The sequence below is a fragment of the Mesorhizobium sp. LEGMi-168a genome, assembly GCF_058312955.1.
Window position 1 is genome coordinate 100,070 of record NZ_JBZEGV010000019.1, and the last position, 26,400, is coordinate 126,469.

At 63.7% G+C, this 26,400-nt stretch carries 24 protein-coding genes; 12 read left to right on the forward strand and 12 right to left on the reverse strand.

Annotation, left to right across the window (positions count from 1 at the left end; genetic code table 11):
* Positions 1-129 precede the first annotated feature (129 nt).
* From AC4FWB_RS22945 to AC4FWB_RS22965, 5 genes are all read left to right on the forward strand, one after another.
* On the forward strand, positions 130-924 hold the full coding sequence (locus AC4FWB_RS22945; protein ID WP_491028512.1) for a class I SAM-dependent methyltransferase: 795 nt from the start codon (positions 130-132) through the stop codon (positions 922-924).
* A 6-nt stretch (positions 925-930) separates the two neighbouring features.
* The gene (gene betI, locus AC4FWB_RS22950; protein ID WP_491028513.1) at positions 931-1,617 is read left to right on the forward strand and encodes a transcriptional regulator BetI; all 687 of its coding nucleotides are present in this window, start codon (positions 931-933) and stop codon (positions 1,615-1,617) included.
* Between the two features lie 49 nt (positions 1,618-1,666).
* The gene (locus AC4FWB_RS22955) at positions 1,667-2,749 is read left to right on the forward strand and encodes an ABC transporter substrate-binding protein (RefSeq protein WP_491028514.1); all 1,083 of its coding nucleotides are present in this window, start codon (positions 1,667-1,669) and stop codon (positions 2,747-2,749) included.
* Positions 2,750-3,161: 412 nt separating this feature from the next.
* Positions 3,162-4,238, forward strand: coding sequence for an extracellular solute-binding protein (locus tag AC4FWB_RS22960; RefSeq protein ID WP_491028515.1), 1,077 nt, complete (start codon positions 3,162-3,164; stop codon positions 4,236-4,238).
* A complete protein-coding gene (locus tag AC4FWB_RS22965; RefSeq protein WP_491028516.1) occupies positions 4,235-5,533 on the forward strand; it encodes a flavin monoamine oxidase family protein in 1,299 nt (432 codons plus the stop codon). Before AC4FWB_RS22960 ends, AC4FWB_RS22965 begins: the two co-directional genes overlap by 4 nt.
* On the opposite strand, the gene AC4FWB_RS22970 is transcribed toward AC4FWB_RS22965, so the two are convergent.
* Genes AC4FWB_RS22970 through AC4FWB_RS22980 form a run of 3 tightly spaced genes read right to left on the reverse strand, consistent with a single transcriptional unit; the run spans position 5,497 to position 8,343 of the window.
* Entirely contained in the window at positions 5,497-6,570 is a 1,074-nt protein-coding gene (locus tag AC4FWB_RS22970; RefSeq protein ID WP_491028535.1) for an ABC transporter ATP-binding protein, read from the reverse strand. The two genes, AC4FWB_RS22965 and AC4FWB_RS22970, sit on opposite strands and share 37 nt — an antisense overlap.
* A gap of 37 nt (positions 6,571-6,607) precedes the next feature.
* Complete coding sequence (locus AC4FWB_RS22975; RefSeq protein WP_491028517.1) at positions 6,608-7,429, reverse strand: ABC transporter permease; 822 nt, start codon at positions 7,427-7,429, stop codon at positions 6,608-6,610.
* On the reverse strand, positions 7,426-8,343 hold the full coding sequence (locus AC4FWB_RS22980) for an ABC transporter permease (protein ID WP_491028518.1): 918 nt from the start codon (positions 8,341-8,343) through the stop codon (positions 7,426-7,428). Before AC4FWB_RS22980 ends, AC4FWB_RS22975 begins: the two co-directional genes overlap by 4 nt.
* Positions 8,344-8,628: 285 nt before the next feature.
* Between AC4FWB_RS22980 and AC4FWB_RS22985 the strand changes: the two genes are divergently transcribed.
* Positions 8,629-10,047 (forward strand): aminotransferase, encoded by a 1,419-nt coding sequence (locus AC4FWB_RS22985; RefSeq protein WP_491028519.1) that lies wholly within the window; start codon positions 8,629-8,631, stop codon positions 10,045-10,047.
* A 168-nt stretch (positions 10,048-10,215) separates the two neighbouring features.
* On the opposite strand, the gene AC4FWB_RS22990 is transcribed toward AC4FWB_RS22985, so the two are convergent.
* Together AC4FWB_RS22990 and AC4FWB_RS22995 are read right to left on the reverse strand one after the other, a co-directional pair.
* Entirely contained in the window at positions 10,216-11,418 is a 1,203-nt protein-coding gene (locus AC4FWB_RS22990) for an aromatic ring-hydroxylating oxygenase subunit alpha (protein ID WP_491028520.1), read from the reverse strand.
* 27 nt (positions 11,419-11,445) lie between these two features.
* Complete coding sequence (locus AC4FWB_RS22995) at positions 11,446-11,715, reverse strand: hypothetical protein (protein ID WP_491028521.1); 270 nt, start codon at positions 11,713-11,715, stop codon at positions 11,446-11,448.
* A gap of 157 nt (positions 11,716-11,872) precedes the next feature.
* Between AC4FWB_RS22995 and AC4FWB_RS23000 the strand changes: the two genes are divergently transcribed.
* Positions 11,873-12,283 carry a hypothetical protein gene (locus tag AC4FWB_RS23000; protein WP_491028522.1) on the forward strand — a complete coding sequence of 137 codons (411 nt, stop codon included), beginning with the start codon at positions 11,873-11,875 and terminating at the stop codon, positions 12,281-12,283.
* A gap of 197 nt (positions 12,284-12,480) precedes the next feature.
* Here AC4FWB_RS23000 and AC4FWB_RS23005 read toward each other — a convergent pair whose 3' ends face one another.
* Positions 12,481-14,580 (reverse strand): ATP-binding protein, encoded by a 2,100-nt coding sequence (locus AC4FWB_RS23005; protein WP_491028523.1) that lies wholly within the window; start codon positions 14,578-14,580, stop codon positions 12,481-12,483.
* 137 nt (positions 14,581-14,717) lie between these two features.
* Entirely contained in the window at positions 14,718-15,494 is a 777-nt protein-coding gene (locus AC4FWB_RS23010; protein WP_491028524.1) for a response regulator, read from the reverse strand.
* A 46-nt stretch (positions 15,495-15,540) separates the two neighbouring features.
* Between AC4FWB_RS23010 and AC4FWB_RS23015 the strand changes: the two genes are divergently transcribed.
* Complete coding sequence (locus tag AC4FWB_RS23015; RefSeq protein ID WP_491028525.1) at positions 15,541-16,227, forward strand: winged helix-turn-helix domain-containing protein; 687 nt, start codon at positions 15,541-15,543, stop codon at positions 16,225-16,227.
* 142 nt (positions 16,228-16,369) lie between these two features.
* Here AC4FWB_RS23015 and AC4FWB_RS23020 read toward each other — a convergent pair whose 3' ends face one another.
* On the reverse strand, positions 16,370-16,534 hold the full coding sequence (locus AC4FWB_RS23020; RefSeq protein ID WP_292340799.1) for a hypothetical protein: 165 nt from the start codon (positions 16,532-16,534) through the stop codon (positions 16,370-16,372).
* 35 nt (positions 16,535-16,569) lie between these two features.
* Positions 16,570-16,863, reverse strand: a complete 294-nt coding sequence (locus AC4FWB_RS23025) for a hypothetical protein (protein ID WP_491028526.1) — start codon at positions 16,861-16,863, stop codon at positions 16,570-16,572.
* Between the two features lie 377 nt (positions 16,864-17,240).
* Between AC4FWB_RS23025 and AC4FWB_RS23030 the strand changes: the two genes are divergently transcribed.
* Positions 17,241-17,693: a L,D-transpeptidase gene (locus AC4FWB_RS23030; protein ID WP_491028527.1), complete on the forward strand. Its 453-nt coding sequence runs from the start codon at positions 17,241-17,243 to the stop codon at positions 17,691-17,693.
* Between the two features lie 157 nt (positions 17,694-17,850).
* Here the strand turns inward: AC4FWB_RS23030 and AC4FWB_RS23035 are convergent, their stop codons facing one another.
* On the reverse strand, positions 17,851-20,934 hold the full coding sequence (locus AC4FWB_RS23035) for an efflux RND transporter permease subunit (RefSeq protein ID WP_491028528.1): 3,084 nt from the start codon (positions 20,932-20,934) through the stop codon (positions 17,851-17,853).
* On the reverse strand, positions 20,931-22,295 hold the full coding sequence (locus tag AC4FWB_RS23040; RefSeq protein WP_491028536.1) for an efflux RND transporter periplasmic adaptor subunit: 1,365 nt from the start codon (positions 22,293-22,295) through the stop codon (positions 20,931-20,933). Before AC4FWB_RS23040 ends, AC4FWB_RS23035 begins: the two co-directional genes overlap by 4 nt.
* A 95-nt stretch (positions 22,296-22,390) precedes the next feature.
* On the opposite strand from AC4FWB_RS23040, the gene AC4FWB_RS23045 reads away from it, so the two are divergent.
* The 3 genes from AC4FWB_RS23045 (at position 22,391) to AC4FWB_RS23055 (ending at position 25,717) form a co-directional block, all read left to right on the forward strand.
* Positions 22,391-22,924 carry a TetR/AcrR family transcriptional regulator gene (locus tag AC4FWB_RS23045; protein WP_491028529.1) on the forward strand — a complete coding sequence of 178 codons (534 nt, stop codon included), beginning with the start codon at positions 22,391-22,393 and terminating at the stop codon, positions 22,922-22,924.
* 79 nt (positions 22,925-23,003) lie between these two features.
* On the forward strand, positions 23,004-24,605 hold the full coding sequence (locus tag AC4FWB_RS23050) for an inorganic phosphate transporter (protein WP_491028530.1): 1,602 nt from the start codon (positions 23,004-23,006) through the stop codon (positions 24,603-24,605).
* 83 nt (positions 24,606-24,688) lie between these two features.
* A complete protein-coding gene (locus AC4FWB_RS23055; protein ID WP_491028531.1) occupies positions 24,689-25,717 on the forward strand; it encodes a CorA family divalent cation transporter in 1,029 nt (342 codons plus the stop codon).
* Positions 25,718-25,786: 69 nt separating this feature from the next.
* On the opposite strand, the gene AC4FWB_RS23060 is transcribed toward AC4FWB_RS23055, so the two are convergent.
* Positions 25,787-26,400, reverse strand: a 614-nt coding sequence (locus tag AC4FWB_RS23060) for an SDR family NAD(P)-dependent oxidoreductase (RefSeq protein ID WP_491028532.1), incomplete at its 5' end; no start/stop codon positions are given.

Genomic DNA, 26,400 nt, shown 5'->3' on the forward strand with positions numbered 1-26,400 from the left:
CGGCCAACAGTTTTTTGTCCAGCCATTTTGAATGAATGTTCAACAAATGGTGTTGCGTTTTCCCGTTGATGCGCTAGGCTTTTCAAGCATTCTGGATTGGCCACTTCGGCTTTTGGGGCTAAAGATCCGATGATCGAAACGGCTGACGCCGAGCCGGAATATGACGATACCGCCATCCGCTTTCTCGCGGCGCTCTGGGGCGATGGCTACCTGTCGCCGGGCGGTCCGGCAGAAGTCGACCGCGTGGTCGAAGGCCTGTCGCTCAAGGGCAAGACAATTCTCGATATCGGCTGCGGCGCCGGCGGCATCACGCTCTATCTGGTCGCGCGGCATGGTGCTGCTCGAGCCACCGGTTTCGATGTCGAAAGGCCGGTGATCGAGGCGGCAAGACGAAGAGCGGCGGCGCAAGATCTCGAAGACCGCGTCCGCTTCGTCCAGGCGCCGCCGGGACCACTGCCGTTCGCGGACGCCTCGTTCGATGTCGTCTTCTCCAAGGACGCGCTGCTGCATGTGTCGGACAAGGATGCGCTGTTCGCCGAGATATTCCGCGTGCTGAGGTCCGGCGGCGCCTTCGCCGCGTCGAACTGGATGATCGCGCATGATGGCGAGCCGTCCCCGGACATGAAGGCCTATGTCGCGGCGGAAGGCTTGTCCTTCGCCATGGCTTCGCCGGCGCGCTATGCCGAGGCCATGCGTCGGGCCGGCTTCTTGGACATTGCCGTTCGCGACCGCAATCCGTGGTACCGCGAGGTCGCGCGGGAGGAACTCGCGCGGCTCAAAGGACCGCTCTATGAGCCCGTCACCGCCGCGGTCGGCGCGGCCTATGTCGACAAGAACATCCGGACCTGGGAGGCGATGCAGAAGGTGCTTGACAGTGGGGAGCACCGCCCCACTCATCTGCGCGGTTGGAAGCCGGTGGGATAGCCGGCAATGCTGGAGACCGTCACGCCCATGAAGACTGTAGAGGCCAGGGACATCGCCCCTGAACCGGCGCGAAAAGCAGACGCCGAGAAGCGCGGGCGCAAGGCGTCGAAAGAGGTCAGGCAGCTCCAGCTGATCGAGGCGACGATCGATTCGCTGGCCAAGCGCGGCTATGCGGAGACGACGATGGCCGATGTCGCCGACGGCGCCGGGCTGTCGCGCGGCATCGTCAACTTCCATTTCGAGAGCAAGGAAAAGCTGCTCGTCGCCACGCTGCAGTATATGTATGACGAGTATTCGGCGCATTGGCGCGCCGCCTTGCAGAAGGCCGGCGACGATCCTGCCCGGCAGCTGCAAGCGCTGGTATGGGCCGACTTCGACCGCTCGATCTGCAACAAGCGCAAGCTCGCCGCCTGGTGCGCGTTCTGGGGCGAGGCTAAATCGCGGCCGACCTACCAAGCGCTGAGCAGCTCGCGCGACGCTTACTATCAGCAGGTCTTCATCGACCTCTGCGCGACGCTCAAGCAAAGCGGCGGCTACGCCTATGAACCTCAGGCCATGGCCCTGGCGCTCAGCGCCATGCTCGAGGGCCTGTGGCTACGGCTGATGATGGGGACGGAAGACACCACGCGCGAAACGGCGCTGCAGGCGGCCAACGCGTTTTTGGCCGCCGCCTTTCCGAAACATTACGGATAGCAACAGCCGGCCGCCAAGACCGGCAAGACCAAAAGAGGATGGAACAAGCATGAAGAAACTCAGCCGACGCCTCACAATGACATTGGCGCTCACGGGCGCGCTGGCGGCTTCGGCGGCGGCATTCGCCGTTGCCGCCGACAAGGACCTGATCGTATTCGACTGGTCCGGCTATGAGGATCCGAGCTTCCATGGCAAATATGTCGAGAAGGACGGCGACTCGCCGACCTTCGCCTTCTTCGGCGATGAGGACGAGGCATTCGAGAAGATCCGCTCCGGCTTCAAGGCCGACCTCGGCCATCCCTGCTCGCAGAGCGTGGTGAAGTGGCGCGAAGCGGGCCTGCTGCAGCCGCTTGACACCTCGAAGATCGCCGGCTGGAAGGACCTCAATCCGGGCATCATGGCGATGAAGGATCTTGCCACGACTCCCGACGGCAAGGCCTGGTTCATGCCTTGGGACTGGGGCGACACGCAGCTCACCTACAACTCCGACAAGATTGCCGAGAAGGATGTGCAGTCGCTGAAGGCCTTCGCCGATCCGAAGTACAAGGGCAGGGTCTCGATCGGCGACAATGTCGACGACGCCTATGCGCTGGCCAGCCTTGCCATCGGGCTGAAGGACTGGACCAAGATGACGGACGAACAGTTCAGCCAAGCGTCTGACTTCCTGCGCCAGGTGCACAAGAACGTGCGCTCCTACTGGACCGACACCACCGACATCGTCCAGCTCTTGAGCGGCGGCGAGGTCGACCTCGCCTGGGCCTGGAACGACGCCACGGTGCAGTCGATCGCGGCCGGCGTGCCGATCAAGTCCAAGAAGGACACCGACGAGGGCATGTCGACCTGGGTGTGCGGCTATGTGCTGTTCAAGGACGCGCCAGGCAACGTCGACAAGGCCTATGATTATCTCAACGCCGTCAACGATCCGGAAGTCGCCAAGGTGCTGGTCAAGGACTGGGGCTACGGCCAGGCCAACGCCAAGGGCATGGCCGGCGTCGACCAGGCGGTGCTGAAGGAAAAGGGCTACGACAATGTGGAAAAGTGGGTCGACAAGACGCTGTTCCAGCAGCCGCTGCCTTCCGAGCTCAAGCTGAAGATGATCGCCGAGTTCGAGAAGATCAAAGCCGGCTACTGAGTTCTGTTTCGGGGCTGTCTTGTTCGCTCGGAAACGGAACTGGGGCAATCGCATACGTTTCGAGCTCGCCCCATTGCCTTTCGAGCGCTGGCGCCGCCCCTCACCTGCCTGCCGGCATCCTCTCCCCGTATAGTGACGGGGAGAGGGGCGCTGTCACCGCCGGTTTCGCCAATCACCAGCGTCGCAAGAAGAGTGCTGAGACGGCGGCCAGCCCCTTCTCCCCGTCACTATACGGGGAGAAGTGCCCGGTAGGGCGATGAGGGGCGGCGCTGACTTCCACAATTGGTGGTCTCCGCAACAAGTTGGAACAGTCGAAACGATCACCCCGGAACCGGAATCTGGCGGGCTCGCCAAAACCAGGGAATTCTCCTAACTTCCGGCGATGCGTTCGCGATGGGGGAGTTCTCGCGCCATGAAATCCATGCTTCGCCGCCTTGCCTTGGCCGCCGTCGTCACCGTCGGCGCGGGCGCCGCCTATGCGTTTGCCGAAGGCGGCGGCGACCTCGTCGTTTTCGACTGGTCGGGCTACGAGGACCCGTTGCTGCATCCCGCCTACACCGCCAAATATGGCGCCGAGCCGAGCTTCTCCTTCTTCGGCGACGAGGACGAAGCCTTCGAGAAGATGCGCGCCGGCTTCAAGGCCGACATCGCGCATCCCTGCTCGCAGAGCGTGGTGAAATGGCGCGAGGCGGGGTTGCTGCAGCCGCTCGATACCTCCAGGATCGCCGGTTGGAAGGATCTCAATCCCGGCATCATGGCGATGAAGGATCTCGCCATGACCGCCGACGGCAAGGCCTGGTTCATGCCCTTCGACTGGGGCAACACCTCGCTGCTCTACCGCACCGACAAGGTGACGGCCGAAGAGGCACAGTCGCTGAAAATCTTCGCCGATCCCAAGTTCAAGGGCCGCGTCACCATCGGCGACAATGTCGACGATGCCTATGCGCTGGCCAGTCTGGTCATCGGGCTGAAGGACTGGACCAAGATGACGGATGAGCAGTTCAGCCAAGCTTCCGCCTTCCTGCGCGACGTGCACAAGAACGTCCGCTTCTATTGGACCGACGACACCGACCTCAACCAGGCCTTCACCGGCAACGAGGTCGATCTGGTCTGGGGCTGGAACGAGACCTATGTGACGCTGAAAGGACAAGGACTGCCGATCGAGATGAACCGCAACACCAAGGAGGGCTTGTCGACCTGGGTGTGCGGCTACGTGCTGATGAAGGACGCGCCGGGCAAGCTCGACCAGGCCTATGATTTCCTCAACGCCGTCAACGCGCCCGATGTTTCGGAGTATATGGTGAAGACCTTCGGCTACGGCCACGGCAACAGCGCCGGCATGGCGGCGATGGATCAGAAGCTGCTCACCGAGCGCGGCTTCGACAATCTCGACAAGTTCCTCGACAAGACGCTGTTCCAGCAGCCGGTGGCGCCAGAGCTCAAGCAGCGGATGGTCGCCGAGTTCGAGAAGATCAAGGCCGGCTATTGAGCATCAGAACCGAAAGGACCGACGTTGCCATCGTCGGCGCCGGCTTCACCGGCCTGTCCGCCGCGCTCGAACTGAAGCGCGCCGGGATCGATTTCCTTGTCCTGGAAGCACGTGACCGTGTCGGCGGGCGGGTGGAGGCCGTGCGAAACGGACTGGGCGAGCTGGTCGACAGCGGCGGCCAGTTCTTGTGCGAGGACATGCCGGAGCTGATGGCGCTGGCCGAGACGCGCGGCAAGACCTTCGTCGAGACCTATGTCGGGGGCGAGTTCATCACCCACCCGCGCATGTCGGCATCGAGGACCGAGCTCATGTATCACGCCTCGATGGCGATCCGCGACCGCATGAACAGGATCGAACCGGACGATCCGGCGATCGCCGGCTTGAGCGTCGCCGATTGGCTCGAGCGCCAGCAGGACTCGGCCGACGCCAAGGCGGGCTTTCGTTCGATGATCGAAGGCCTGTGGTGCCTGCCGCTGGACAAGGTGCCGCTCTGGCACCTGATCGACAACGACCGCCGCATCACCAACGAGGTGCCGGAGCTGCAATATTCCCTGCGCGAGACCATGCCGTCGCTCGCCGACGATCTGGCGGGCGATCTCGGCGACCGGCTCCGGCTTAGTCAGCCGGCGACGCGCGTCGAGCATGGACCGGAAGGCGTTCGCGTGACCTTAGCAGGCGGCGTCGTTGAAGCGCGCGTGGTGCTGATCGCGCTGCCACCGGCGACTGCTGCCAAGCTCGAATTCATGCCCGCCTTGCCAGATGTCCTGGCGAAGGCGCTCAGCGTCTGGGAAAGCGGCGCAGTGATCAAGATCCTGGTGCGCTATACGAAGCCGTTCTGGCGCGAGCGGGGTTTGAGCGGCATGGTTATGTGGCGCGATCTGCCCGGACTGTTTGCCTGCGACGCCAGCAAGGATGCCGGGCACGCCGCGCTCACCGTCTTCGTCGGCGGGCCGCGTGCATTGCGCTGGCGCGACTTGGGCGAGGCGGCATTGCGCGCGGAAGTGACGGCGAGGCTTGTCGACGCGCTCGGCCCGGATGCGGCCGACATGCTCGATTTCAGCCAGCGCGACTGGACGGATGACCGCTGGAGCGGCGGCGCCTACAGCGATCTCATCGTCGATATGACGGCAAGGGATGCCGAGCGCACCATCCTTGCCGGCACGCCGCCGGTTTATTTCTCGGCTTCGGAAGTCTCGCCGTCATTTCCGGGCTATGTCGAAGGCGCGATCGTGGCCGGCCGCATCGCTGCCCGGAAGATTCAATCGGCCATAGCCACCAGGGCCTCGGGATCGTAGGCAAGGCGGATCTGCGCGCCGACCGGAATGTCGTCGGCGCCGAAATCATTGGTCTCGGTCACCGACAGCGGCTTCTCCAGTCCTGGGATATCGACGATCAGATGCGTGATCTCGCCGAAATAGTGGCGCTCGACAACCTTGCCGGCGACCTCGAACTTCGCCGTCGCATTGTCCCAAAGAACGCGCAGCCGCTCCGGACGGATGCCGAGCGTGGCTACGCCGCCATTGCGCGCGAAGGCTTTTGGCTTGTCGGTCCTGACGCGGCCGAAGCCGAGCGTGTCGAGCACCAGCGACGCGCCGCTCTCCTCGACGATCTCGGCCTTGACGAAGTTCATGCCGCCGAGGAAGTCGGCGACCTGGCGGTTGACGGGGCGCTGGTAGATCTCCTTCGGCGAGGCGACCTGCGCGATGCGGCCGCCGAACATCACGGCGATGCGGTCCGACATGGCCAGGGCCTCGTACTGGTCGTGCGTGACCAGCACGAAGGTGATGCCGACCGCCTGCTGCAGCCGGCGCAGCTCGACCTGCATCTGCTCGCGCAGCTTCTTGTCGAGCGCCGAGAGCGGCTCGTCGAGCAGCAGCACCTTGGGCCGCATGACCAGCGCGCGGGCGAGCGCCACGCGCTGGCGCTGGCCGCCGGAGAGCTCGGTGGCGCGGCGCTTGCCGAGGCCGGTCAGCGACACCTGCGCCAGCGCCTCCTCGACCCGGCGTTTTTCCTCGCCGCCCTGCAGCTTCAGGCGCTTCAGGCCGTATGCGACATTCTGCTCCACATTCAGGTGTGGGAAGATTGCATAGCTCTGGAACACCATGTTGGTCGGCCGCCGGTTGGCGGGAATGCCGTCCATAGGTTGGCCATCCACGGCGATCGAGCCGCTGGTCGGCGAGTCGAAGCCGGCGATCATGCGCAGCAGCGTGGTTTTGCCGCAGCCGGAAGGACCAAGCAGCGAAAAGAACTCGCCCTCGCGGATGCTGAGCGACGCATCGTCCAGCGCCTTGAAGGCGCCGTAGCTGCGGGTGACCTCGCGGATCTCGATCATGGTACGATCCGATTGGGTGCGCTCGGATTGGACCCGCTCAAGCATAGAGGCCTCCCTCGTTCTGGGTGCGTCTCGCCGCGCGGCGGCGCAGGATTTCGGCAATGGTCATCAGCACGAAGGACGCCAAAAGCAGCAAGGTGCCGAGCGCCAGCACGCCGGGGAGCTTGGCCGCGAAACGCAGCTGGCCCCAGATGTAGATCGGCAGCGTCGCCTCGGTGCCGGTCAGGAAGAAGGCGATGATGAATTCGTCGAGCGAGATGGTGAAGCAGACGAGCAGGCTGGAGATGATGGCGGGCGCCACCATCGGCAGCGTCACGCGCCGGAAGGTGCCGAAGGCGCTCTCGCCGAGATCGGCGGAAGCCTCCTCAAGGCTGCGGTCGAAACCCTCGAAACCGGAGGTCAGCACCGTCATCGAATAGGGGATGCAGACCAGCACATGGCCGAGCACGACGGTGAACAGCGAGAGGTTCAAGCCAAGCTGCAGCATCACCAGCAGCATCGAGATGGCGACGATGACCTCGGGCAGCACCAGCGGCGCCATGATCAGCCCATTGATGGTCCGGCGGCCGGGATAGCGGTAGCGGGTGATCGAGCGGGCGGCGAGGATGCCGAGCACCGTCGACAGGATCGCGGCCGAGACGCCGACGAGCAAGCTGTTCCAGGTCGCGTCGATCAGCGCCGGCGTGCGCGGCAGGTCCTCATACCAATGGAGCGTGACGCCGGAGAGCGGGAATTTCGGCGTCGCCGCCGTGTTGATCGAGAAGATCGGTAGGAAGATCACCGGCAGATAGAGGAAGGCGATGTAGAGCGCAGCGTAGCTCGACAGCCATCCCGGCAGGAAACGTCTGATCGCGGTCATCGCGCCAGCCTCTGGAGAGCGCGGATGACCAGCACGGTGGCGCCGGCCATCAGCGAGACGATGACCATGGTGGTGACGGAGAGCGCAGCACCCAGCGGCCAGTTCGACGCCTTGCCGAACTGCGCCTGGATGGCGTTGGCGATCATGACGCCGTCCTTGCCGCCGACCAGCTTCGGCGTGACATAGTCGCCGACGGTCGGGATCATGACGATGAGCGCGGCCGAGATGACGCCGGGCGCCGACAGCGGCAAGGTCACGCGCAGGAAGGAGCGCAGCGGCCCGTCGCCGAGGTCGGTCGCTGCCTCGACCAAGGTGCGGTCGACCTTCTCCAGCGAAACGAAGATCGGCAGGATGGCGAAGGTCGCCCATGCGTGGGTCAGTGTGATGATGACGGCGCTGGAATTGTAGAGCAGCGCCGTCGACGGTTCGTCGATGATGCCGAGGCCCATCAGGCCGGAATTGAGCACGCCGTTGTAGCCGAGGATCACCTTCCACGACATCACGCGCAAAAGGTAGCTGGTCCAGAACGGGATGGTGATGAGGAACAGCCACAGGCTCTTGTGGCGGCCGCCATGGAAGGAAATGAAATAGGCGATCGGGTAGGCGAGAGCCACGGTGAGCAGGCTGACCGTCAGCGAGATGTAAAGCGAGCGCCAGAGCAGGTCGCGGTAGATCGGCTCGGTCAGCGCGATTCGGTAATTCTCCAGCGTGAATGTGTGGTCGATGGTGAGATAGTCCTGCGTCCAGAAGGAATGCGCGATGACGACCAGGATAGGCAGGACGAGAAGGATGAGCGCGTAGACGAAAGTCGGGCTGATAAGCGCAAAACCCTGGACGGCTTCCGATTGCAGAAGGGGACTTCGTCTGGCTCCCGCCATGGTGAGCTGGGGTGACCCTTCCGCCGCCGCCGTCATTGCAGCGCTCCGGGCGTGATTGCGGTTGCTGGCTCGGATTGTCCCGCCATGCGGCCTTCCCATTAACTGGCGCCGTGTTCCCAATTCTTGATGCTGGAGCGATCGCTCCGTGCCTTGCCGGCTTTCTTTCATCATGAGCGTATCCGCCGATTGAAATCAAGCGCTATTTCTGTAATATTGATTGAACGGACATTCAAAATGAAGTGAGGAAAGGCCGACTTTCCATGGTTTTCCGCTTCGTTTCGTGTCCAGGGAAATTCCGCAACCGGACGATGCGAGGCTAACATGGCGGCTGCAAGAGAGATCAAGGCAAGGGAAATGGTCGACGCCGGCGGCGACGACGCGGTCGAGCTCGCCAAGCGCCATCTCGTCCAGCCTTGGCCCTATGCCGGCTCGGTCGGCGCCGAGGCGCGCGCGCTGATCGGCGAGGGTGACGGCATCTACATCACCGACGCCTCCGGCAAGCGGCTGATCGACGGTCCGGCCGGGATGTGGTGCATCAATGTCGGCCATCGCCGCGAGGAACTGGCGAAGGTGATGTACGACCAGGCGATGGCGCTCTCCTACAACACGCCCTGGTACACGATGAACGCGCCTTCGGCCGAGCTTGCCCGGCGCATCGCGGACGCCGCGCCGGGCGACCTCAGCCATACCTTCTTCACCACCGGCGGCTCGTCGGCGGTGGAAACGGCGCTGCGCTTCATGCAATTCTACAACAATGTGCGCGGCCGGCCGGAAAAGAAGCTGATCCTCAGCCGCGGCGGCGCCTATCACGGCTCGACCTACCTGTCGGCCTCGCTCAACGGCCGCCCGCGCGACCGCGACTGGATGGACGGCGCCGACGAGCTGGTGGTGAAGCTGTCATCGCCCAACCCGTTCCGGCGGCCGCAAGGAATGAGCGTTCCGGCCTTCACCGATTTCCTCGTCGACCAGTTCCGCGACACCATCGCGCGCGTCGGCGCTGACCGGATCGGCGCTTTTGTCGGCGAGCCGGTGCAGGCTTCGGGCGGTGTCGTCGTGCCGCCGGATGGCTATCTCAAGCGTATCCGCGAGATCTGCCGCGAGAATGATATCCTCTACGTCTCGGACGAGGTGGTGACCGGCTTCGGGCGGCTCGGTCACGTCTTTGCTTCAGGCGACGTGTTCGGCATCGATCCCGATATGATCACCTTCGCCAAGGGCGTCACCTCGGGCTATTTCCCGCTCGGCGGCGTGATCATCTCGGAGCGGCTGCTGGAACTGTTGCGACGCTCCAATCATCCCGACGCGCTGTTCGGGCATGGGCTGACCTACACCAGCCATCCGATCGGCTGCGCCGTCGCGCTGAAAAACCTCGACCTGCTGGAAGACGGCGTGCTTCGGCATGCACGCGAGATCGCGCCTTATTTCCAGGCGCGGCTGAAGACCCTTGAGGAACTGCCGCTGGTCGGCGAAGTGCGCGGCGTCGGCCTGATGGCTTGCGTTGAATGCGTCGCCGACCGCGAGAGCAAGGATCCGCTGCAGCTCGACAAGGATGTGGGCAAGCGCATCGACGCGCATTGCCACGAGCTCGGGCTTTTGGTGCGGCCGCTGATCAACATGTGCGTGATGTCGCCGCCGCTGATCATCAGCCGCGAGCAGATCGACGACATGGTGGCGATTCTACGCGAGGGCATCTCGCGGACGATGGATGATCTGAGGAAGGAAGGGGTGTGGCGGGAGTGATTAGCCGATCTCCCCCCCCTTGAGGGGGAGATGTCGCCGAAGGCGACAGAGGGTGTCGTCTCACGTAGAGCTGCTTGTTATGCCGTTTTAGAGAGTCGGCGCTTCACGCGCAGCGACCCCCTCTGGCCTGCCGGCCATCTCCCCCTCAAGGGGGGAGATTGGCAGCTTCTACCCCCTCGACCGCAGCGCGTCGTTCAGCCCCCACATGTCCTTTTCCTCGGGCGCCGTCTCGAGGTTGAGCACCGGGACCTGTCTGCGCAGATGGTCGTGGTGGGTGCGCACGCCATATTCGAGGTCGGAGAGATAAAAGCCCCCGAAGGCTTCCGACAGCATGGATTCGTTCGACCAGACCGAAAGCTGCACGTCCTCGTTCATGGTGTCGCGGTCGATGCGGTAGGCGAGATAGCGTGCGGCCGCCTGCTCTCTTGTCTCGTCCTTGTAGCGATAGATCGCGCCGCGCAGCAGAGTCTCGCCGGTGGACAGCGGGAACTCCTGATAGAACTGCACCGATTCCGGCATGATCGACAGCGCGTTGTTGGGGAAGATGCCATAGTAGATCCAGGCCTTGCGCAAATGCTCCGGCAGATGCGTCGGCTCGGGCGCTAGCTTGATGTACTGGCCGACGCTCCAGCGCCGCCCGGCATGCGGATTATAGGTGGCGAAGGACCGCGACACGCCGTTGACGAAGGGCTCGTCGAAATAGGTCGCGCCGTAAAGATCCTGCAGCGCCGGATGCGCCATGGCGACGTGATAGCCTTCATTGTCGACGTCACGCACCGACTTCCAGTTGACCGGCGATTTCTGCGTCCAGATGCCCCAGGACGGCACCATGTCGGCAACGCGGTAGTTGGCGATCTCGGCCTCGATCGGCCTCAAGAGCTGGGCCACCGAAGGCTGCGGGCCGCCCTTGCGGAAGCGGATGAAGATGAAGCCCATCCAGATTTCGAGGTCGAGCGGCATCAGGCCGAACTCGGTCTTGTCGAGCTCGGGGAAGGAGCGCGGACGGGCAGCACCCCGCAGCGTGCCGTCGAGATTGTAGACCCAGCCGTGGAACGGGCAGACCAGCGCGTTCTTGCAGGTGCCCTGGCTGTCGGCGACGACGCGGCTGCCGCGGTGGCGGCACATATTGTTGAAGGCGCGCACGACGCCGTCCTTGCCGCGCACGATCAGCGCGCGCTCGCCGATCACGTCCATGGTCAGATAATCGCCCGCATTCGGCACGTCGGAAACGTGGCCGGCGATCTGCCAGTGGTTGCGAAAGACATATTCCTTCTCGAGCTCGAGCAGCGCGTTGGAGTGATAGCTCCACCCCGGCAAACCCCGCCGGTCCCAATCGTTGGGGATCGCCACGTCACGGAGGTGCGGGTTCATAAAAGCGCTCTTCTTTTTGTTGAATACTCATTCAATAAAAGCATATTTTGCATTGAAATGCAATGGGTTGTGGAAATATGGAAATTCCGTGTCGGCGGCGTTGAGGTCACTCAAACCAGAAAAATCCCGGAAAATCCGGACCTTAACCAGGGATGTAAAACAGCGGTTCCGGCTGCGGATTCGGGCGTTCCAATAGGTCCGTTTCGGCGCGGCTTGCGCATCGGATGATCGCGACAGCCACGCCAATTCGGCGGCTGTGTGAGGTCGCTTACAGTTCGCTGCTTCCGACAGGCGCATGAACCTCCGCTGGCGGGCAAGCAGGGACGGAAGGCTGGCGATCCAAATCCCTGTTTCAATCCTGTTACACGGGCAATCGCGCCCTACCATTCGGCTGTTACGCGGCGCGATTAAGTTCGTTTCATGGGAAAAGGAAAGATAACGAAGGGAGCAGTCGATGTTTTCGAAAGTCCAGACCGTCGACGCGAGTCGCCACGCATATGGCCCGGATCGCAATGATCGCCGGCCGAAGCTGGCGCTGCGCCAGCGCGCCAGCGACCATCCGATGGCGATGTTCATGCTGATCGGCGCCTGCGCTTTCGCCAGCATGGTGCTGGCGCCTGTCTCCGGTCCCGCTTTCGCTTCGCTCAACCCGCCGGCCAACGTGGTTCAGGGCGCCTCGACGACCCTCAAAACGGCGCGGCTGCCGGAGCCGGCAATCGACTTTGCCTGCAAGGGTCAGAACTGGGGCGCCGAAAACGCCGAATGCCTGCGCGCCATCGCCGAACAGTCCGGCCAGCACCGGGCCCGCGCGGTGCGCATGATCGCCAATGCCGCGCCGCTCACCAACACGCCGAACGTCTTTTAAAGCGCGTCGCGCAGAAACGGATTCAGGCGACGCGCTTTAAGTCCTTGGTTTGCTGCAGTCGTTCTCCCAAAACCGCTGCGCAGTTTTGGGCGACATGCACTAGAGTTCCCCAGAGCGCACCCTCCGCGCTCCAGTCAGGCTCCCGTCGCAAGTCGATCGGGAGCCTCTTTTTTTGGGGGCGGCTGGAACCCAGCCCGTCAGATGTGCGCCCCGCTGTCGACCGCGGCAAGCTCTGCAATCGCCGCGAGGACGCCGCGGACGTCGAGCGTCGAGAACGGCTTTTCCAGGATATGCGGGCGCTGCGGCGGCGGCAGCGCCTCGATCTCCGCCTTGGCGCCGATCAGGTCGCCGGTGACCAGCACGAAGCGCTGCGCCAGACCTGGACGCTCAGCCAACAGCTCGCGGTAGATCGATATGCCGCTGGTGCCAGGCATGCGCAGGTCGGAAAAGACGATGTCCGGCGGCATCTGCCCGCCCAGCACGTCGCCGGCCGACGTCCAGCTTGCGACGACGCGCGATTTCACCCCCATCAACTCCAGTATGTCGGAGAGCGAGGCGGCGACGTCGGGCTCGTCGTCGATGATCAACGCGTGGCGCAGCCCGCTCGAGCGCGCCGGGCCTTCGCCGGCTTTGGCGGCATCGCCTGTGATCGCCGGCAACTGGACGACGAAGCGGGCGCCATGCGGCTCAACCTCCTCGAACCAGATGTTGCCGTTGTGGCGCTCGACGATCGATTTCGAGATCGACAGGCCGATGCCGGTGCCGACGCCGACCGGCTTGGTGGTGAAATAGGACTCGAAGATGCGCGAGCGGATCGCCTCGGGAATGCCTGGACCATTGTCCTCGACGGAGAAGCCCGGATTGCCGCGATCGCTGCGGAAGGTCCGCACCTTGATGCGCCGTTCGCCGGTAATGCCGGCCAGCGCATGCTGGCTGTTGATGAGGAAGTTGGCCGCGACCTGCGTGACATGGTCGGCGTCCGCCATGGCAAGCAGCGGGCCATTGGCGAAATCGGTCTCGATGATGATGCCACTGGAGCGCGCGCCGTAAGCGGTAACCTCGAGCGCGGCTCGCATCACCTGGTTGAGGTCGGTCTCGGCCTGTTCGGTCGGATGCAGGCGCACCATCGACAGGAAGCTCTTGACGATGCGGCCGCAGCGCTCGGCGGCGGCGCGCACCTTCTCGGCGCGCACCTTGGTCTGCGGGTCGGTCGCGAATTCATGCAGCAGGGTCGACTGCGCCACCACCACCGCGAGTGGGTTGTTGAGTTCGTGCGAGACGCCGGCAAGCAGCGAGCCCATCGCCGCCATCTTCTCGTTCTGGTGCAGCTTCTCGCGCTGGCGATTGATCTCTTCCTCGGCGCGCAGCTTTTCGCGCAGGTCGCGGATCGAACCGAAGATCAGCCGGCGGTCGGCAACCCGCATCTCGGTCGCGGTCAATTCGATCGGAAAGATCTCACCGGCAGCGTTCTGGGTCACGGTCTCCAGCCGCTGGTTGACCATCGGCGCGCCGCGGCCTGCCATGTAGTCGGCGCCTGAGGCATAGCCCTTGCGATAGTAGTGCGGCACGATCGTGTCGATCAGGTCCTTGCCGAGGATGTCGCTGCGCTTGAAGCCGAACATCTTCTCGGCGGCCGGATTGAACTCGATAATGGAGCCGGACTCGTCGATGACGATGATGGCGTCGAGCGAAGCCTGCAGCATGGTGCGGCGGATAACCTCGCTGGCATGCGCCTCGGAGGGTGAGCGCTCGATGGCGTCGCCGATGGCGAGCGCGATGATGTGCAGTGTTGCCTCTTCCTCGTCCGTCCATTCGCGCTCGGCGACGCAGTCGTTGACGGCGAGCGTGCCCCAGAGATGGCCGTGGGCGAAGACCGACACGGAAATGAAGGATTTGATGCTCTGCTTCTCGAAATCGGCGCGCAGGAAACCGTCGAGGTTGCGCGTGTGGCCGGCAAAGACCTTGCCCTGGCGCTCGTCCTCCTGCAGCCGTTCCAGCAGCGGATCGGAGTTGATGATCGACTGCATGATCACCGTGGGCGATGCGAGCTCGCCGCCGAAGGCCGGATCGATCCAGTAGGCGGCGACCGACTGGGCGAAGCCCTCGCCCGGCAATTCGCGCAGGCGGAAGAGGATGCCGCGCTGGCAATCCATCGAGCGGCAGAGCGTCTCCAATATGCCGTCCATCTCGCGCTGCCAGTCGCCCGCCTCGCGCAGGCGGCGAACGACATGGACGGCCGCCATCGCGGCGCCCTGACGGGAACCCTGCATATCGGTGCGTGCTGCCTCAGCGGTCATGGTCGGCCGTCTTCCGGAGCCGCTTAAAGCGCGTCGCGTCGAAACGGATTCGAGCGGCGCGCTTTAAGTCTTTGTTTTGATGCATGTCGTTTTCCCAAAACCGCTGCGCACTTTCGGGCGACATGCATCAGGCTGGTTCAATTGCTGTCGCCGGTCGGCAGCGAGAAGATATAGCCTTCGCCGCGCACCGTGCGCAGGAATTTCGGATTGGCGGGGTCCGCCTCGATCTTCTTTCTCAGACGCATGATGCGGATGTCGACCGCGCGCGACGATTCGGGATCTTCCACGAAGCCGATCGCTTCCGAGATCGCGGCCCGCGTCAAAAGCCGGTTGGCGCGGGTGAGGAAAACCTCCAGCACGTCGAACTCGCTCTTGGCCATCTCGATGACCGCGCCGTTGGCGCCGGTGACGAGCCTGCCGTCGAAATCGGCCTGGAAGCCGCCGAAATTCATGAAGCGGCGGGCGCCGGCCTCGATCTTGGCAGCCTGCGGCGCCGCCGGCTGCGGCACGCGGCGCAACACGCTGCGGACCCTCGCCAGCACTTCGCGCAATTCATAGGGCTTGACGATGTAATCGTCGGCGCCAAGCTCCAGCCCGACGATGCGGTCGAGCGCGGTGCCGGCGGCGGTGGCATAGATGATGCCGATCTGTGTCTTGGAGCGCAGCCAGCGGCCAAGCGACAGGCCGTCCTCGCCGGGCATGGCGATGTCGAGGATGGCGAGGTGGAAGGATTGCGCGTCGAGCAGGCTGCGTGCCGCCGCGGCGTTCTCGGCCGCGGCCACGTCATAGCCGTTGGCGCCGAGATACTCGGCAACCGCTTCCCTCAGATCCGGCTCGTCCTCGACGACGATGATGCGCGCCTTCACAATGGTCTCGCTCCCGCTTTCAGCGGAAAGTAGATTGGGTATAAACATGATGTCCAGCGCTCATCTCGAGTTGACTGTGGCGGGGTGGAGAAAAATGGCAGCACGATCCGTCGTCGCGCTTGTGTCCGTTGCCGACGTGGTGGCGGGCGACCTTGCCGACCATCTCGAGCGGCGCGGGCACGATGTGCGCCAGGCGCGACAGCCATGGGAGGCGGAGTCGCTGCTTTCGGCCGGGGGCATCGATGTGGTGGTGGTCGGCGACGACGTGACCCAGGCGGAGGGGCGCGAGCTGCTCAAGCGCTACGGCGGCGAGGGTGGCTCCGACTTCATCCTGATCTGCCGGCCGCGCGATCTCGTCGACAAGGTGCTGGCCTTGGAGCTCGGCGCCGCCGACGTGATCGAAAGTCCGCTCAACGTGCGCGAGCTCGCCGCGCGTATCGGTGGCCTGCTGACGCGGCGTGGCCGCAACACCCAGGAACTGATCGTGCTGGAGAACGCCACCGTCGACCTGAGGTCGGCCATGGTCATGCACCGTTCCGGCGCCGAGGATCAGCTCTCTCCGGGGCAAGTGGCGCTGTTGAGATTGTTTCTGGCCAGCCCGCGAAAGGTGCTGACGCGCGACGACATCATCGCCGCCGCGCCTGCCGAGAACGCCGACGCTTTCGACCGCTCGATCGATTCGCGAATTGTAAGGCTGCGCCGCAAGCTCGATACGGAGACCATCACCACGATCAGAGGCGCCGGCTATCGCTTCGATCCGCCGACGCCGCGCACCGACTGACCCGAGGGCGGCCAAGGTATTGCTCTGATCTGGCATCGGATTCTCCCAAAACCGATTGTCATTTTGGGTCCGATGCGATTTTTTGGGTTTGGCATCGGAATTCCCCAAAACCGCTTTGCACTTTTGGGTCCGATGCCAGTGCTCAACGCACCACAAGGACCGAGGGGCCCGATGGCATGTCGGCCTTTGCGGTGATCTCGGCATGGGCGCGCTCCTTGAGCAGCACCGTCGCAAGCGCGGCAAAGCCGAGCAGCCCTTGAGCGTAGAGCAGCGCGGACAGCACCGAGGCGGCAAATTTTGTCTTCATGGCTTTAACCCCCAAATTCGATAGTCGTCGGTGCTTCAGGAAACTCCCGAAGCGCCCGCGCCGCTGACGGAGCCCCCCGCTGCGGCGCGGGCCTTCGGTCCTCTCGGCAGCAAGTAGCCGGAGGGGCCGCGCATCCCCATCAGTCGAAGGCCGACCCGCCAGAGGGCCTTCAACCGGTTGACGCGCAGGCTGGAAACAATCCAGACCGTGGCGATGAACAGTGCAGCGTGCAGCGTCGAAACCTCGCCGGAATTCATCGCGCCAAGCGTCGTCACAGGGTTGCCGGCGACTGAGCCGGCGCCACCGAGGATGACTGCCGCGACGCTCATCCTGAGAAGCCAGGAGCGTAGGTTCGATTTCCTGCCCATTTTCGTTTGCTGATGTCTGTTCCCGTTGCACCGACATTGCCGCTGGCCTGTATCCGCATCATGCCGCGCAAGCCGCGTTTTGTTGCAATTTGGTTTCGAGATCGGCGAAACGGCTTTCGTATCAGAGGCATATACGCTTTCGTTTTCCGTATTTGCTTGGTATCTCGTTAACCATACGCCCATCCAAGAGCCGATCCTGTTGGGCGGCTCCGTTAATTTCGAGAAACGGATTCGAAACAGAAACGAGCATCAAGCGAAATAAGCTTGAAACAAGTGCCACGATAAGACGGCCCATCGAAATTGAAGCCGGCCGGGACCGGACAAAGAGAGGGATCGTCATGCATACTGCCATTTCAGCCAAGCTCATCAACATTGCCGCCGCGGCGCTGACCGGTGCTGCACTGCTTTTCGCCAGCAATGCCGCCCGCGCCAATCAGATCGTCGCTCGGGTTTCACTGTCGCAGCAGATCATGGAGGTCACGGTCGACGGCCGGCCGACCTTCACCTGGAAGGTCTCGACGGGCGACAGGGCGCACATCACGCCGACGGGATCGTTCAAGCCGACGCGCATGCACGAGATGTGGTATTCGAAGAAGTACGACAATGCGCCGATGCCGCATTCGGTGTTCTTCAGCGGCGGCTATGCCGTGCACGCGACCTATGCCATCAAACGCCTCGGCCGGCCTGCCTCACATGGCTGCGTGCGGCTCCATCCCGATGCCGCGGCCGACTTCTATCAGCTCGTCGAGGCCTTTGGCCGCGCCAACACCAGCATCGTCATCGTAAAGTAGCAGGCGGGTTGCCGCCTTCGGGCTCGTTCTGTCGCAATTCCGGACGGAAAACCGTCCAACACTTTTCCTGGAATTGCTTGGGCGCCGAAGCCGTGAGGCATCCGCCAAAAAAGAGGCCGGAAACTTTCCGGCCTCTTTTCGATTCTGAGTCTCGGTGTCAACTCGGCAGCGCCGGCATCAGCTTCGGATCCGGCTTCTCGGCAAGGTGCGGCAGATCCTTGCTGGCGATGAAAGTGTAGAACATGGGCACGACGAACAGCGTGAACATCGTGCCGACCAGGATGCCGGTGAAGATGACGAGGCCCATCGAGTAACGGGCCGCGGCGCCGGCGCCGCTGGAGATGATCAGCGGCACGACGCCGAGCGCCATCGCCGCCGTCGTCATCAGGATCGGCCGCAAGCGCACCTTGGCCGAAGCGATGATCGCGTCGCGCCGCCGCATGCCATGGACCTCCCGCTGCTGATTGGCGAATTCCACCAAAAGGATACCGTGCTTGGTGATGAGGCCGATCAGCGTGATCAGGCCGACCTGCGTATAGATGTTGAGTGTGCCCAGGCCGATGTTGAGCGGCACGATGGCGCCGAAGATCGAGAGCGGCACCGCCATCATGATGATCAGCGGATCGCGGAAGCTTTCGAACTGCGCGGCCAGCACCAGGTAGATGACGATCACGGCGGCCGCGAAGGCGATCAGGATGGTGTTGCCCTGCTCCTTTTCCTGCCGCGACTGGCCGGAATAATCGATGAAGAAGGTATCGGGTAGTGTTTCCCTGGCGAGGTCCTCCAGCACTTTCAGCCCGTCGCCGGTGGTGACGCCGGGCAAGGGCAGGGCGGAGATCGTGGCCGAGTTCAACTGGTTGAACTGCTCGATCGCGGCCGGCGAGGCGTTGGTCGAAATCTTCACCACAGCCGACAGCGGCACCATCTTGCCATCCACGCTGCGCACGAAATATTCGCCGAGCTTCTCGGGGTTGTCGCGGAACTCCTGCGGCACCTGGGGGATGATGTCGTAGCTGTTGGAGTCGCGGTCGAACTGCGCAACCTCGGCGCCGCCGACCAGCAGCGTCAGGGTACCGCCGATGTCGGCAATCGGCAGGTTCAGCGCCGCCGCGCGCTCGCGGTCGATGGTGACGGTGACCTGCGGCGCGTCATAGGACATCGAGTTCTGCACGACGATGAAGCGGCCGGAAGCCTGCGCCTTGTTCTTGATCTTCTCCGCCTGGTCGAAGACCTCGGACGGGCCGCCGGTCGAGCGAACCACCATGGAGATGGGCAGGCCGCCGCCGGAACCGGGCAGTGTGGGCGGCGCGAAGACGAAGGCCTCGACGCCCGCCACCTTGGCCAGGCGGCCGGTGATATCGGCCTGGATCTCCTTCGAGCTGCGCTGCCGCTCGGCCCAGTCCTTGAAAGCGAAGCCGACAAAGGCGCTGTTGGTCGCGCCGCCGAAGGCGACGGCGGAGAACTGCGCCCTGGTTTCCGGGATGTCCTTCACCAGGCCGAGGATCTGGTTGACGTAGGTCTCTGTGTAGTCCGACGTCGCATAGCGTGGCGCGGTCACGATCGAGAGCAGGAAGCCCTGATCCTCTTCCGGCGCCAGCTCGCTTGAGGTCTTCGTGAACATGAAGCCTGTAAGCGCAACCAACGCGACGACGATGATCAGCGTCACCGGCCGGTTTCTGAGCGAAGCGGTGACCGCTCGCTCGTAAACACGTTCGACACGGCTGAAGGTGCCGTCGACGATGCGCTGGAAGCGACCGTGCTGGCCGGCCTTCAGCAGGCGAGCCGACATCATCGGCGTGATGGTGACGGCGATCAGGCCGGACAACACCACGGAGCCCGCCAAGGTCACCGCGAATTCGCGGAACAATGCGCCGGTCAGGCCGCCGGTGAAGGCAAGCGGCGCAAACACGGCGGCCAGCGTGATGGTCATGGCGACGATCGCCGAGAAGATCTCGCGCATGCCGTTGAAGGCCGCCTGCATCGGCGACATGTGGTCTTCCTCCATGTGGCGGTGGATGTTCTCCACCACTACGATGGCGTCGTCGACGACGAGGCCGATCGCCAGCACCATGGCGAGCAGCGACAAAAGATTGATCGAATAGCCGACCGAAAACAGTATGAAGCAGACACCGATCAAGGACAGCGGGATGGTCACGATCGGCATCATCACCGAGCGGAACGAGCCGAGGAACAACAGGATGACCACGATGACGATGGCAACAGCCTCGCCGATGGTCTTGAACACCTCTTCGATCGAGGCGCTGATCTGCTCGGTGGAATCGTAGACGACCTCGATCGTCATGCCTTTCGGCAGCGTCTCCTGAATCACCGGCACGAGCTTGGTGACCGCCGCTGCCGTCGTCAGCGGATTGGCGGCCGGCGTCGGGAAAATGGCCAGGAAGGTGCCGGGCTTGCCGTTGAAGCTCACCCTGGTGTCGGTACTTTCAGCGCCGAGTTCGACGCGCGCCACGTCGCGCAGGCGCACCACCTGGCCGTCCGTCGAACGGATCGGCAGTTGGGAGAAAGCCTCCGGCGTCTGCAAGGTCGAGTGAACCGTGATCGACGTGACCACATACTCGTTCTGGGTGTTGCCGGGCGCGGACAGGAAGTTGGAGTTGTTGATCGCGGTCAGCACATCCGCCGCCGTTGCGCCGCGGGCGGCAAGCCTGACCGGGTCGATCCAGACGCGCATCGAATATTCCTCGGCGCCGAAGATCTGCACATCGGCGACGCCCTCGACCGTCGAAATGCGGGGCCGCACGACGCGCTCGATATATTCGGTGAGCTGCTCCTTCGTCATGTTCGGATTCTGCATCGAGATGTACATCATCGCGAACTGCTGGCCGGTGCCCTTGACGATCACCGGGTCCTTGGACGCATCCGGCAAAGTGCCACGCACGCCCTGAACTTTGGACAGCACCTCGGTCAGCGCGACGTCGGGATTGGAGCCGAGCTTCATCTGCACGGTCACGGTGCTCGAAGACGGGCGGCTCGACGAGGTCACGTAATCGATGTTCTCGGTCGAGGCGACGGCGCGCGCGATCGGGGCGGAGATGAAACCCTGGATCAGGTCAGCGCTGGCGCCGGGATAGGCGGTGGTGATGGTGATCGCCGTCTCGTCCACCTTCGGATACTGGCGGATCGACAGGTTGAAGATGGCCTGGAAGCCCAGCAGCAGGATCATGCAGGCCAGCACCGTCGACAGGACGGGCCGGCGAATGAAGATATCGGAAAAGCTCATTGCTGAACCTGCTTGTTCGCCGATTTGCTGGGATCGATCGTGTTGTCGACGGCTACCGACATGCCGTTGAAGAGCCGGTTCTGGCCGGCGGTGACGACCTGGTCGCCGGCCTTCAGGCCCTCGACGATCTCGACCATGCCGTTGTTGCGGCGGCCGAGCTTGACGAACACCTGCGAGATGACGAGCGCCGGCTGCTGCCCGGCCTCGGCGGGCTTGGCGGCGTCGGCTGCGGTCTTGTCGGCGGGCTTCGCGGCATTGTCAGCAGGCTTTGCCGTGTCGGAGGCCGGCTTTGAGGCATCGGCCTGCGGTTTGGCGGCATCACCGGCAGGCTTTTCCGCGCCGGCTTTCTGGTCTTCCGGTTTCGCCGGCGCTGCAGCGCCGGCGTCAGCAGGCTTGGCCGGCACCACCACGAAGACATAGTCGCCGTAAAGGCTCGACGTCACAGCCGTCTGCGGCACCGAGATGACGTTGTTTTCCTCCGGAAGCTCGACGCGGATCTGCACGAACTGGCCAGGCGTCAGCTTGCCTTCCGGATTGGCGACCTCGCCGCGGATCGACACCAGCCGGCTCGCCGGATCGATCTTGGGATCGATGCCGCGAATGGAGCCGGCAAAGGACATGTCGGCGGCGTTGCTGCCGATCCGCACCGTCTGGCCGATCTTCAACAGCGGCAGCTGCTGCTCGGGCACCGTGAAGTCGACCCGCATCGTGTCCAGATCCTGGATCGTCACGACCGAGTTGCCGGGCGCCAGATATTGGCCGATGTCGATCCTTGGAATGCCGACCGTGCCGGTGAAGGGCGCCGAGAGCTGCTTCTGGTCGAGCACAGCCTGCAGCTTGTTGACCTGCGCGGCCGAGGCGTCCGCAGCCGCGCGCGCTGCGTCAAGCGTCGCGTCTGTGCCGACACCACGCCGTTGCAATTCGATCGCGCGGGTCAGCGCCGCCTGGTCGGACGCGGCCTGAGCCTTCTGCGCCACCAGGTCGGCTTTCTCGACGGCATCGTCGAGCTGCAGGAGCACAGCGTCGGCCGCGACCTTCTGGTTGGCGTGGAAGAGGATGTCCTTGACGATGCCGGCCGTCTCGACAGTCAAGTCGACGCCGCGCACGGCGTTGACGGTGCCTATCGCCTCGACGCCGGGCGTCCAGTTCGCGGGCTTCGCGACGACGGTCGACACGGTCGCGGCCGGCGGCTTCATGGTGGCGAAAAACTGCTTGATGCCGTTGTCGCGCAGGATGTTGAAGCCGACGATACCGACGCACACCACAACGAGTAGCAGCAGAATTCCGGTGATGATGAAGAAGCGCTTCACGGACAGTCCCCTCGAGCCGGCAACCGGCAAAACGTCGATGCCGGGACACATATCGATGACGGGTCCCGGTTTCAAATTTCGGGCGCCTTACTGTACCGTCTGGACGGTCTTGTCAATTCCGCATAAGCTAATGTAAGGGGAGGGTGATGAAGGCTCGCAGAGCAAACTCGCGCGACAGAATATTGGCCGCCGCCGCCGACGTGGCCCGCGAGGCGGGGCCGGGAAGCCTGTCGCTCGACGCCATTGCCAGCCGCGCCGGCGTGTCCAAAGGCGGCCTGCTCTACAATTTCCCGACCAAGGCCAAGCTGATGCAGGGGCTGGTCGAGAATTACCTCAATGCTTTCGAACAGGCGCTCGAAGAACGCACGGCCGAGGCCAGCGATGAAAGCGTGCTATCGGCCTACATACGGGTTTCGGCCGATGATTGCGAGAAACCAAAACCGTCGGCCACCTGGATGTTCTCCGCGATCGCCGAGGATCCGGAATTCCTGACGCCGATAGAGGCGTTCAAGCGGCAGCTGTTCGAACGGCTGAAAGGGGAGACGGACGACCTTGGCTCGCTGCTGGTCTGCTTCCTCGCCATCGAGGGTCTGCGCAGCATGAATCTCTTCGATTCCGACGTGCTCTCGCCGGAGGAGCGCAAGCTCCTGGTTTCCTCGCTCCTCAAGATAGCCGGATAGGTTGCAGGCGTCACACCAGCTTCATCCTGGAGACATAGCGTTCTTCCCGGTTCTTTGCTGCATGCAAAAGGAGTGGGACATGGTGGACGTTGTTTCCAGTGAAGCGGGGATTCCGAGACCGGATCACCCGTTAGAACAATCGGGCGGCGCCAAATGGTTCCTGCCAGCCTTCGGCGTGCTGGTTCTGGCCGGCCTGATCTATGTCGGCTATGCGCTGAGCCAGGACCTGGCGATCGCCAAGACGGTGCCCTGGATCCTGCTTGGTATCGCCTTGCTGATCGCGCTCGGCTTCGAATTCGTCAACGGCTTCCACGATACCGCCAACGCGGTGGCCACCGTCATCTACACCCGCTCCCTGCCGGCCGAATTCGCCGTCATGTGGTCGGGCGTCTTCAACTTCCTCGGCGTCTTGACCTCGAGCGGCGCGGTGGCGTTCGGCATCCTGTCGCTGCTGCCGGTCGAGCTCATCCTGCAGGTCGGCTCGTCTTCCGGCTTCGCCATGGTGTTCGCCCTGCTGGTGGCGGCGATCCTGTGGAACCTCGGCACCTGGTTCCTCGGCCTGCCGGCGTCGAGCTCGCACACGATGGTCGGCTCGATCATCGGCGTCGGCCTCGCCAACCAGTTCATGGCCCCGGCCGGAAGCGCCACCAGCGGCGTCGAGTGGGGGCAGGCGAGCAATGTCGGCCTGTCGCTGCTGATTTCGCCCCTCGTCGGCTTCTTCGCCGCCGCCCTCCTGCTTTATGTGATGAAGCTCCTGGTGCGCAATCCGGCGCTCTATGAGGCGCCGAAGGGCAACACGCCGCCGCCATGGTGGATCCGCGCGCTGCTGATCTTCACCTGCACCGGCGTCAGCTTCGCGCATGGCTCGAATGACGGCCAGAAGGGCATGGGCCTGATCATGCTGATCCTGATCGGCGTGGTGCCGACCGCCTATGCGCTCAACCGCACGCCGGACGTCAACTATCTCGATGCCTACAAGGCGGCCTCGGTTTCCGTCGAGCAGGCGCTGGGCAAATACGTCAAACCGGGCGTCACCGTCGCCGATGCCAAGGCCGCGGTTCAGGAGGCCGTGCGCAGCAAGTCGTGGAACGACCAGACGACCGTGGCGCTGCAGACCTACATCCACAACACGACCGCCGGGCTGCAGCCCTACGCCACCGTCGACAAGGTGCCGACCGACCTTGTCAGCAACGCCCGCAACGACATCTATCTGATCGGCGAAGCGCTGAAGCTGATCGACAAGAAGAAGCTGCTGCCGATGCAGGACGCCGACCTTAAGGCGGTGACCGACTATCACAAGGCGGTCGACAACGCGACGAAGTTCATCCCGCTGTGGGTGAAGATCGCCGTGGCGCTGGCGCTCGGCCTCGGCACCATGGTCGGCTGGAAGCGCATCGTCGTCACCGTCGGCGAGAAGATCGGCAAGAGCCACCTGACCTATGGCCAGGGCGCCGCCGCCGAGCTGGTCGCGATGATCACGATCGGCATGGCCGACCGTCTCGGCCTGCCGGTGTCGACCACTCACGTCCTGTCGTCGGGTGTTGCCGGCACGATGGCGGCGAACGGCTCCGGCCTGCAGTGGGCGACCGTGCGCAACCTTTTGCTCGCCTGGGTGCTGACGCTGCCCTGCTCGATCGCGCTGGCCTTCGTGCTGTTCGTGATCTTCCGCCAGGTGTTCTGAGCGGCGGGTCATGCATTGGTGACAATACCGGCGGCGCCGCAACGGCGCCGCCACGGTTTCAGGCATGTCCATGAGCGACGGCCATGAATGACGCATCGCATCTGACACTGCTGGCCTGGGATGATAGCCGGCATCATGCGCCCGGGTTGGTCTGGGCCTATCGCGGCAGCACTGGTGAGGCGCCTCAGCCTCTCGCTCCCAAAGACATCGAGGCCGCGCTTGCCGATCCGGACGGCTGGGTGTGGTTGCATGTCGACCTCATCGACCAGCGGGCGCATTCCTGGATCAGCCATGCCTGCGCGCTGCCGCAATCGGCGCATGCAATCCTCGAAGGCCACGAGGACAGCATGGCGCTGGCGCATGAGAAGGGCGTCGTGCATGGCATCGCCGCCGATCTGCATGGCGAGATCGGACGCCGGTCGACCACCATCGGCAGGCTGCATTTCGCCGTGACGGACCGGCTGCTGGTGACCGGCCGCCGCCACTCGCTGGCCGCCGTCGAGGAAGTGCATAAGACGCTGTCGGAAGGTTTTAGGCCGGCAACGGCATTCGAGCTGTTCAGCGCGATCGTGCTCGCCTTTTGCCGGAGCGCAAGCGAGCGGCTGGCCGCGGCGACCAAGCAGCTCGACGATGTCGAGGACCGTCTCGTCACCGAGCGGCTTGCCGACGAGAGGCGCAGGATCAAGGATGTGCGCCGGCTCACGGTCTCGCTGCACCGGCCGATCTCGGCGCAGGCGGCGCTGTTCCAGGACGAGAACCGCGCCGGCTGGGAGCTTTCGGCAGGCGCGCACGAGATACTGGCTCGCCTGTCGGCCCGCCTCAAAAGGCTCGACCGCGAAGTCGTCATGGTCAACGACCGCGCCAGGCTGCTGCAGGAAGAGGTCGCGGCCGAGCTCGCGGACGAATCCAACCGCAGCCTGAAGGCGCTGGCGGTGATGAGCGCGCTGCTTTTGCCGGGAACGCTGATCGTCGGTATTTTCGGCATGAACACCGCCGAGCTGCCGCTGACGCACACGCATGGCGGTTTCTTGCTCGCATTGCTGCTTGCGGGAGCGGCGACCGGCCTGTTCTACTGGCTGCTGTTGCGGGCTGGCGCCAATCTCAAATTCTAAACGCGTGAACTCATAACTCTGACACACGCGACAGCAACCGGCGCCCACGAAGAGCGCCGGAGAGTGCGATCAGACCTGGGCCCAGCCACCGTCGACGCACAGTTCGCTGCCTGTCAGGTATGACGAGTCATCAGAGGCCAGGAACAGGACGGCCTTTGCGATCTCATCGACAGTGCCGCTGCGATGCATCGGAATTTGGGCATGCACCTGGGTCTTCGTCTGCTCGATCATCTCCTCGCTCATTCCCGCTTTACGCGCCTGATCCGTATCGATGTAGCCGGGTGCCATGGCATTCACTCGAATGCCCTTCCCGGTCAGTTCCACTGCGAGCGATCGTGCCAGCGAGCGGATTGCCGCTTTCCCCGCCGAATAGACGCTGACATGGGGACGGCCCTGCCTGTTCAGGGTCGAGGTGTTCAGGATGATCGAGCCGCCGGACGTCATGAGCGGCAGGAGCTTCTGCACCGTAAAATAAGTCCCTTTGAACGTGTTGACGATCGTGAAATCGAATTCTTCCTCCGACATGTATTCAAACATGTTTGGTCGCGCCCCGCCGGCATTGGCAAAGAGGACATCGACGCGGCCATGCTTTTTCTCGACATGGTCACGAAGCGCTTCGATGTCCGACATTTTGGAAATATCGCTGCGGATCGCGTCGGCGCCATTTCCGATACTTTGCTTCG

Coding starts and splice junctions, on each gene's coding strand:
- AC4FWB_RS22945 (WP_491028512.1), top strand. CDS start 130: ATGATCGAAACGGCTGACGCCGAGCCGGAATATGACGATACCGCCATC.
- betI (WP_491028513.1), top strand. CDS start 931: ATGCTGGAGACCGTCACGCCCATGAAGACTGTAGAGGCCAGGGACATC.
- AC4FWB_RS22955 (WP_491028514.1), top strand. CDS start 1,667: ATGAAGAAACTCAGCCGACGCCTCACAATGACATTGGCGCTCACGGGC.
- AC4FWB_RS22960 (WP_491028515.1), top strand. CDS start 3,162: ATGAAATCCATGCTTCGCCGCCTTGCCTTGGCCGCCGTCGTCACCGTC.
- AC4FWB_RS22970 (WP_491028535.1), bottom strand. CDS start 6,570: ATGATCGAGATCCGCGAGGTCACCCGCAGCTACGGCGCCTTCAAGGCG.
- AC4FWB_RS22975 (WP_491028517.1), bottom strand. CDS start 7,429: ATGACCGCGATCAGACGTTTCCTGCCGGGATGGCTGTCGAGCTACGCT.
- AC4FWB_RS22980 (WP_491028518.1), bottom strand. CDS start 8,343: ATGACGGCGGCGGCGGAAGGGTCACCCCAGCTCACCATGGCGGGAGCC.
- AC4FWB_RS22985 (WP_491028519.1), top strand. CDS start 8,629: ATGGCGGCTGCAAGAGAGATCAAGGCAAGGGAAATGGTCGACGCCGGC.
- AC4FWB_RS22990 (WP_491028520.1), bottom strand. CDS start 11,418: ATGAACCCGCACCTCCGTGACGTGGCGATCCCCAACGATTGGGACCGG.
- AC4FWB_RS22995 (WP_491028521.1), bottom strand. CDS start 11,715: ATGCGCCTGTCGGAAGCAGCGAACTGTAAGCGACCTCACACAGCCGCC.
- AC4FWB_RS23000 (WP_491028522.1), top strand. CDS start 11,873: ATGTTTTCGAAAGTCCAGACCGTCGACGCGAGTCGCCACGCATATGGC.
- AC4FWB_RS23005 (WP_491028523.1), bottom strand. CDS start 14,580: ATGACCGCTGAGGCAGCACGCACCGATATGCAGGGTTCCCGTCAGGGC.
- AC4FWB_RS23010 (WP_491028524.1), bottom strand. CDS start 15,494: ATGTTTATACCCAATCTACTTTCCGCTGAAAGCGGGAGCGAGACCATT.
- AC4FWB_RS23015 (WP_491028525.1), top strand. CDS start 15,541: ATGGCAGCACGATCCGTCGTCGCGCTTGTGTCCGTTGCCGACGTGGTG.
- AC4FWB_RS23020 (WP_292340799.1), bottom strand. CDS start 16,534: ATGAAGACAAAATTTGCCGCCTCGGTGCTGTCCGCGCTGCTCTACGCT.
- AC4FWB_RS23025 (WP_491028526.1), bottom strand. CDS start 16,863: ATGAGCGTCGCGGCAGTCATCCTCGGTGGCGCCGGCTCAGTCGCCGGC.
- AC4FWB_RS23030 (WP_491028527.1), top strand. CDS start 17,241: ATGCATACTGCCATTTCAGCCAAGCTCATCAACATTGCCGCCGCGGCG.
- AC4FWB_RS23035 (WP_491028528.1), bottom strand. CDS start 20,934: ATGAGCTTTTCCGATATCTTCATTCGCCGGCCCGTCCTGTCGACGGTG.
- AC4FWB_RS23040 (WP_491028536.1), bottom strand. CDS start 22,295: ATGTGTCCCGGCATCGACGTTTTGCCGGTTGCCGGCTCGAGGGGACTG.
- AC4FWB_RS23045 (WP_491028529.1), top strand. CDS start 22,391: ATGAAGGCTCGCAGAGCAAACTCGCGCGACAGAATATTGGCCGCCGCC.
- AC4FWB_RS23050 (WP_491028530.1), top strand. CDS start 23,004: ATGGTGGACGTTGTTTCCAGTGAAGCGGGGATTCCGAGACCGGATCAC.
- AC4FWB_RS23055 (WP_491028531.1), top strand. CDS start 24,689: ATGAATGACGCATCGCATCTGACACTGCTGGCCTGGGATGATAGCCGG.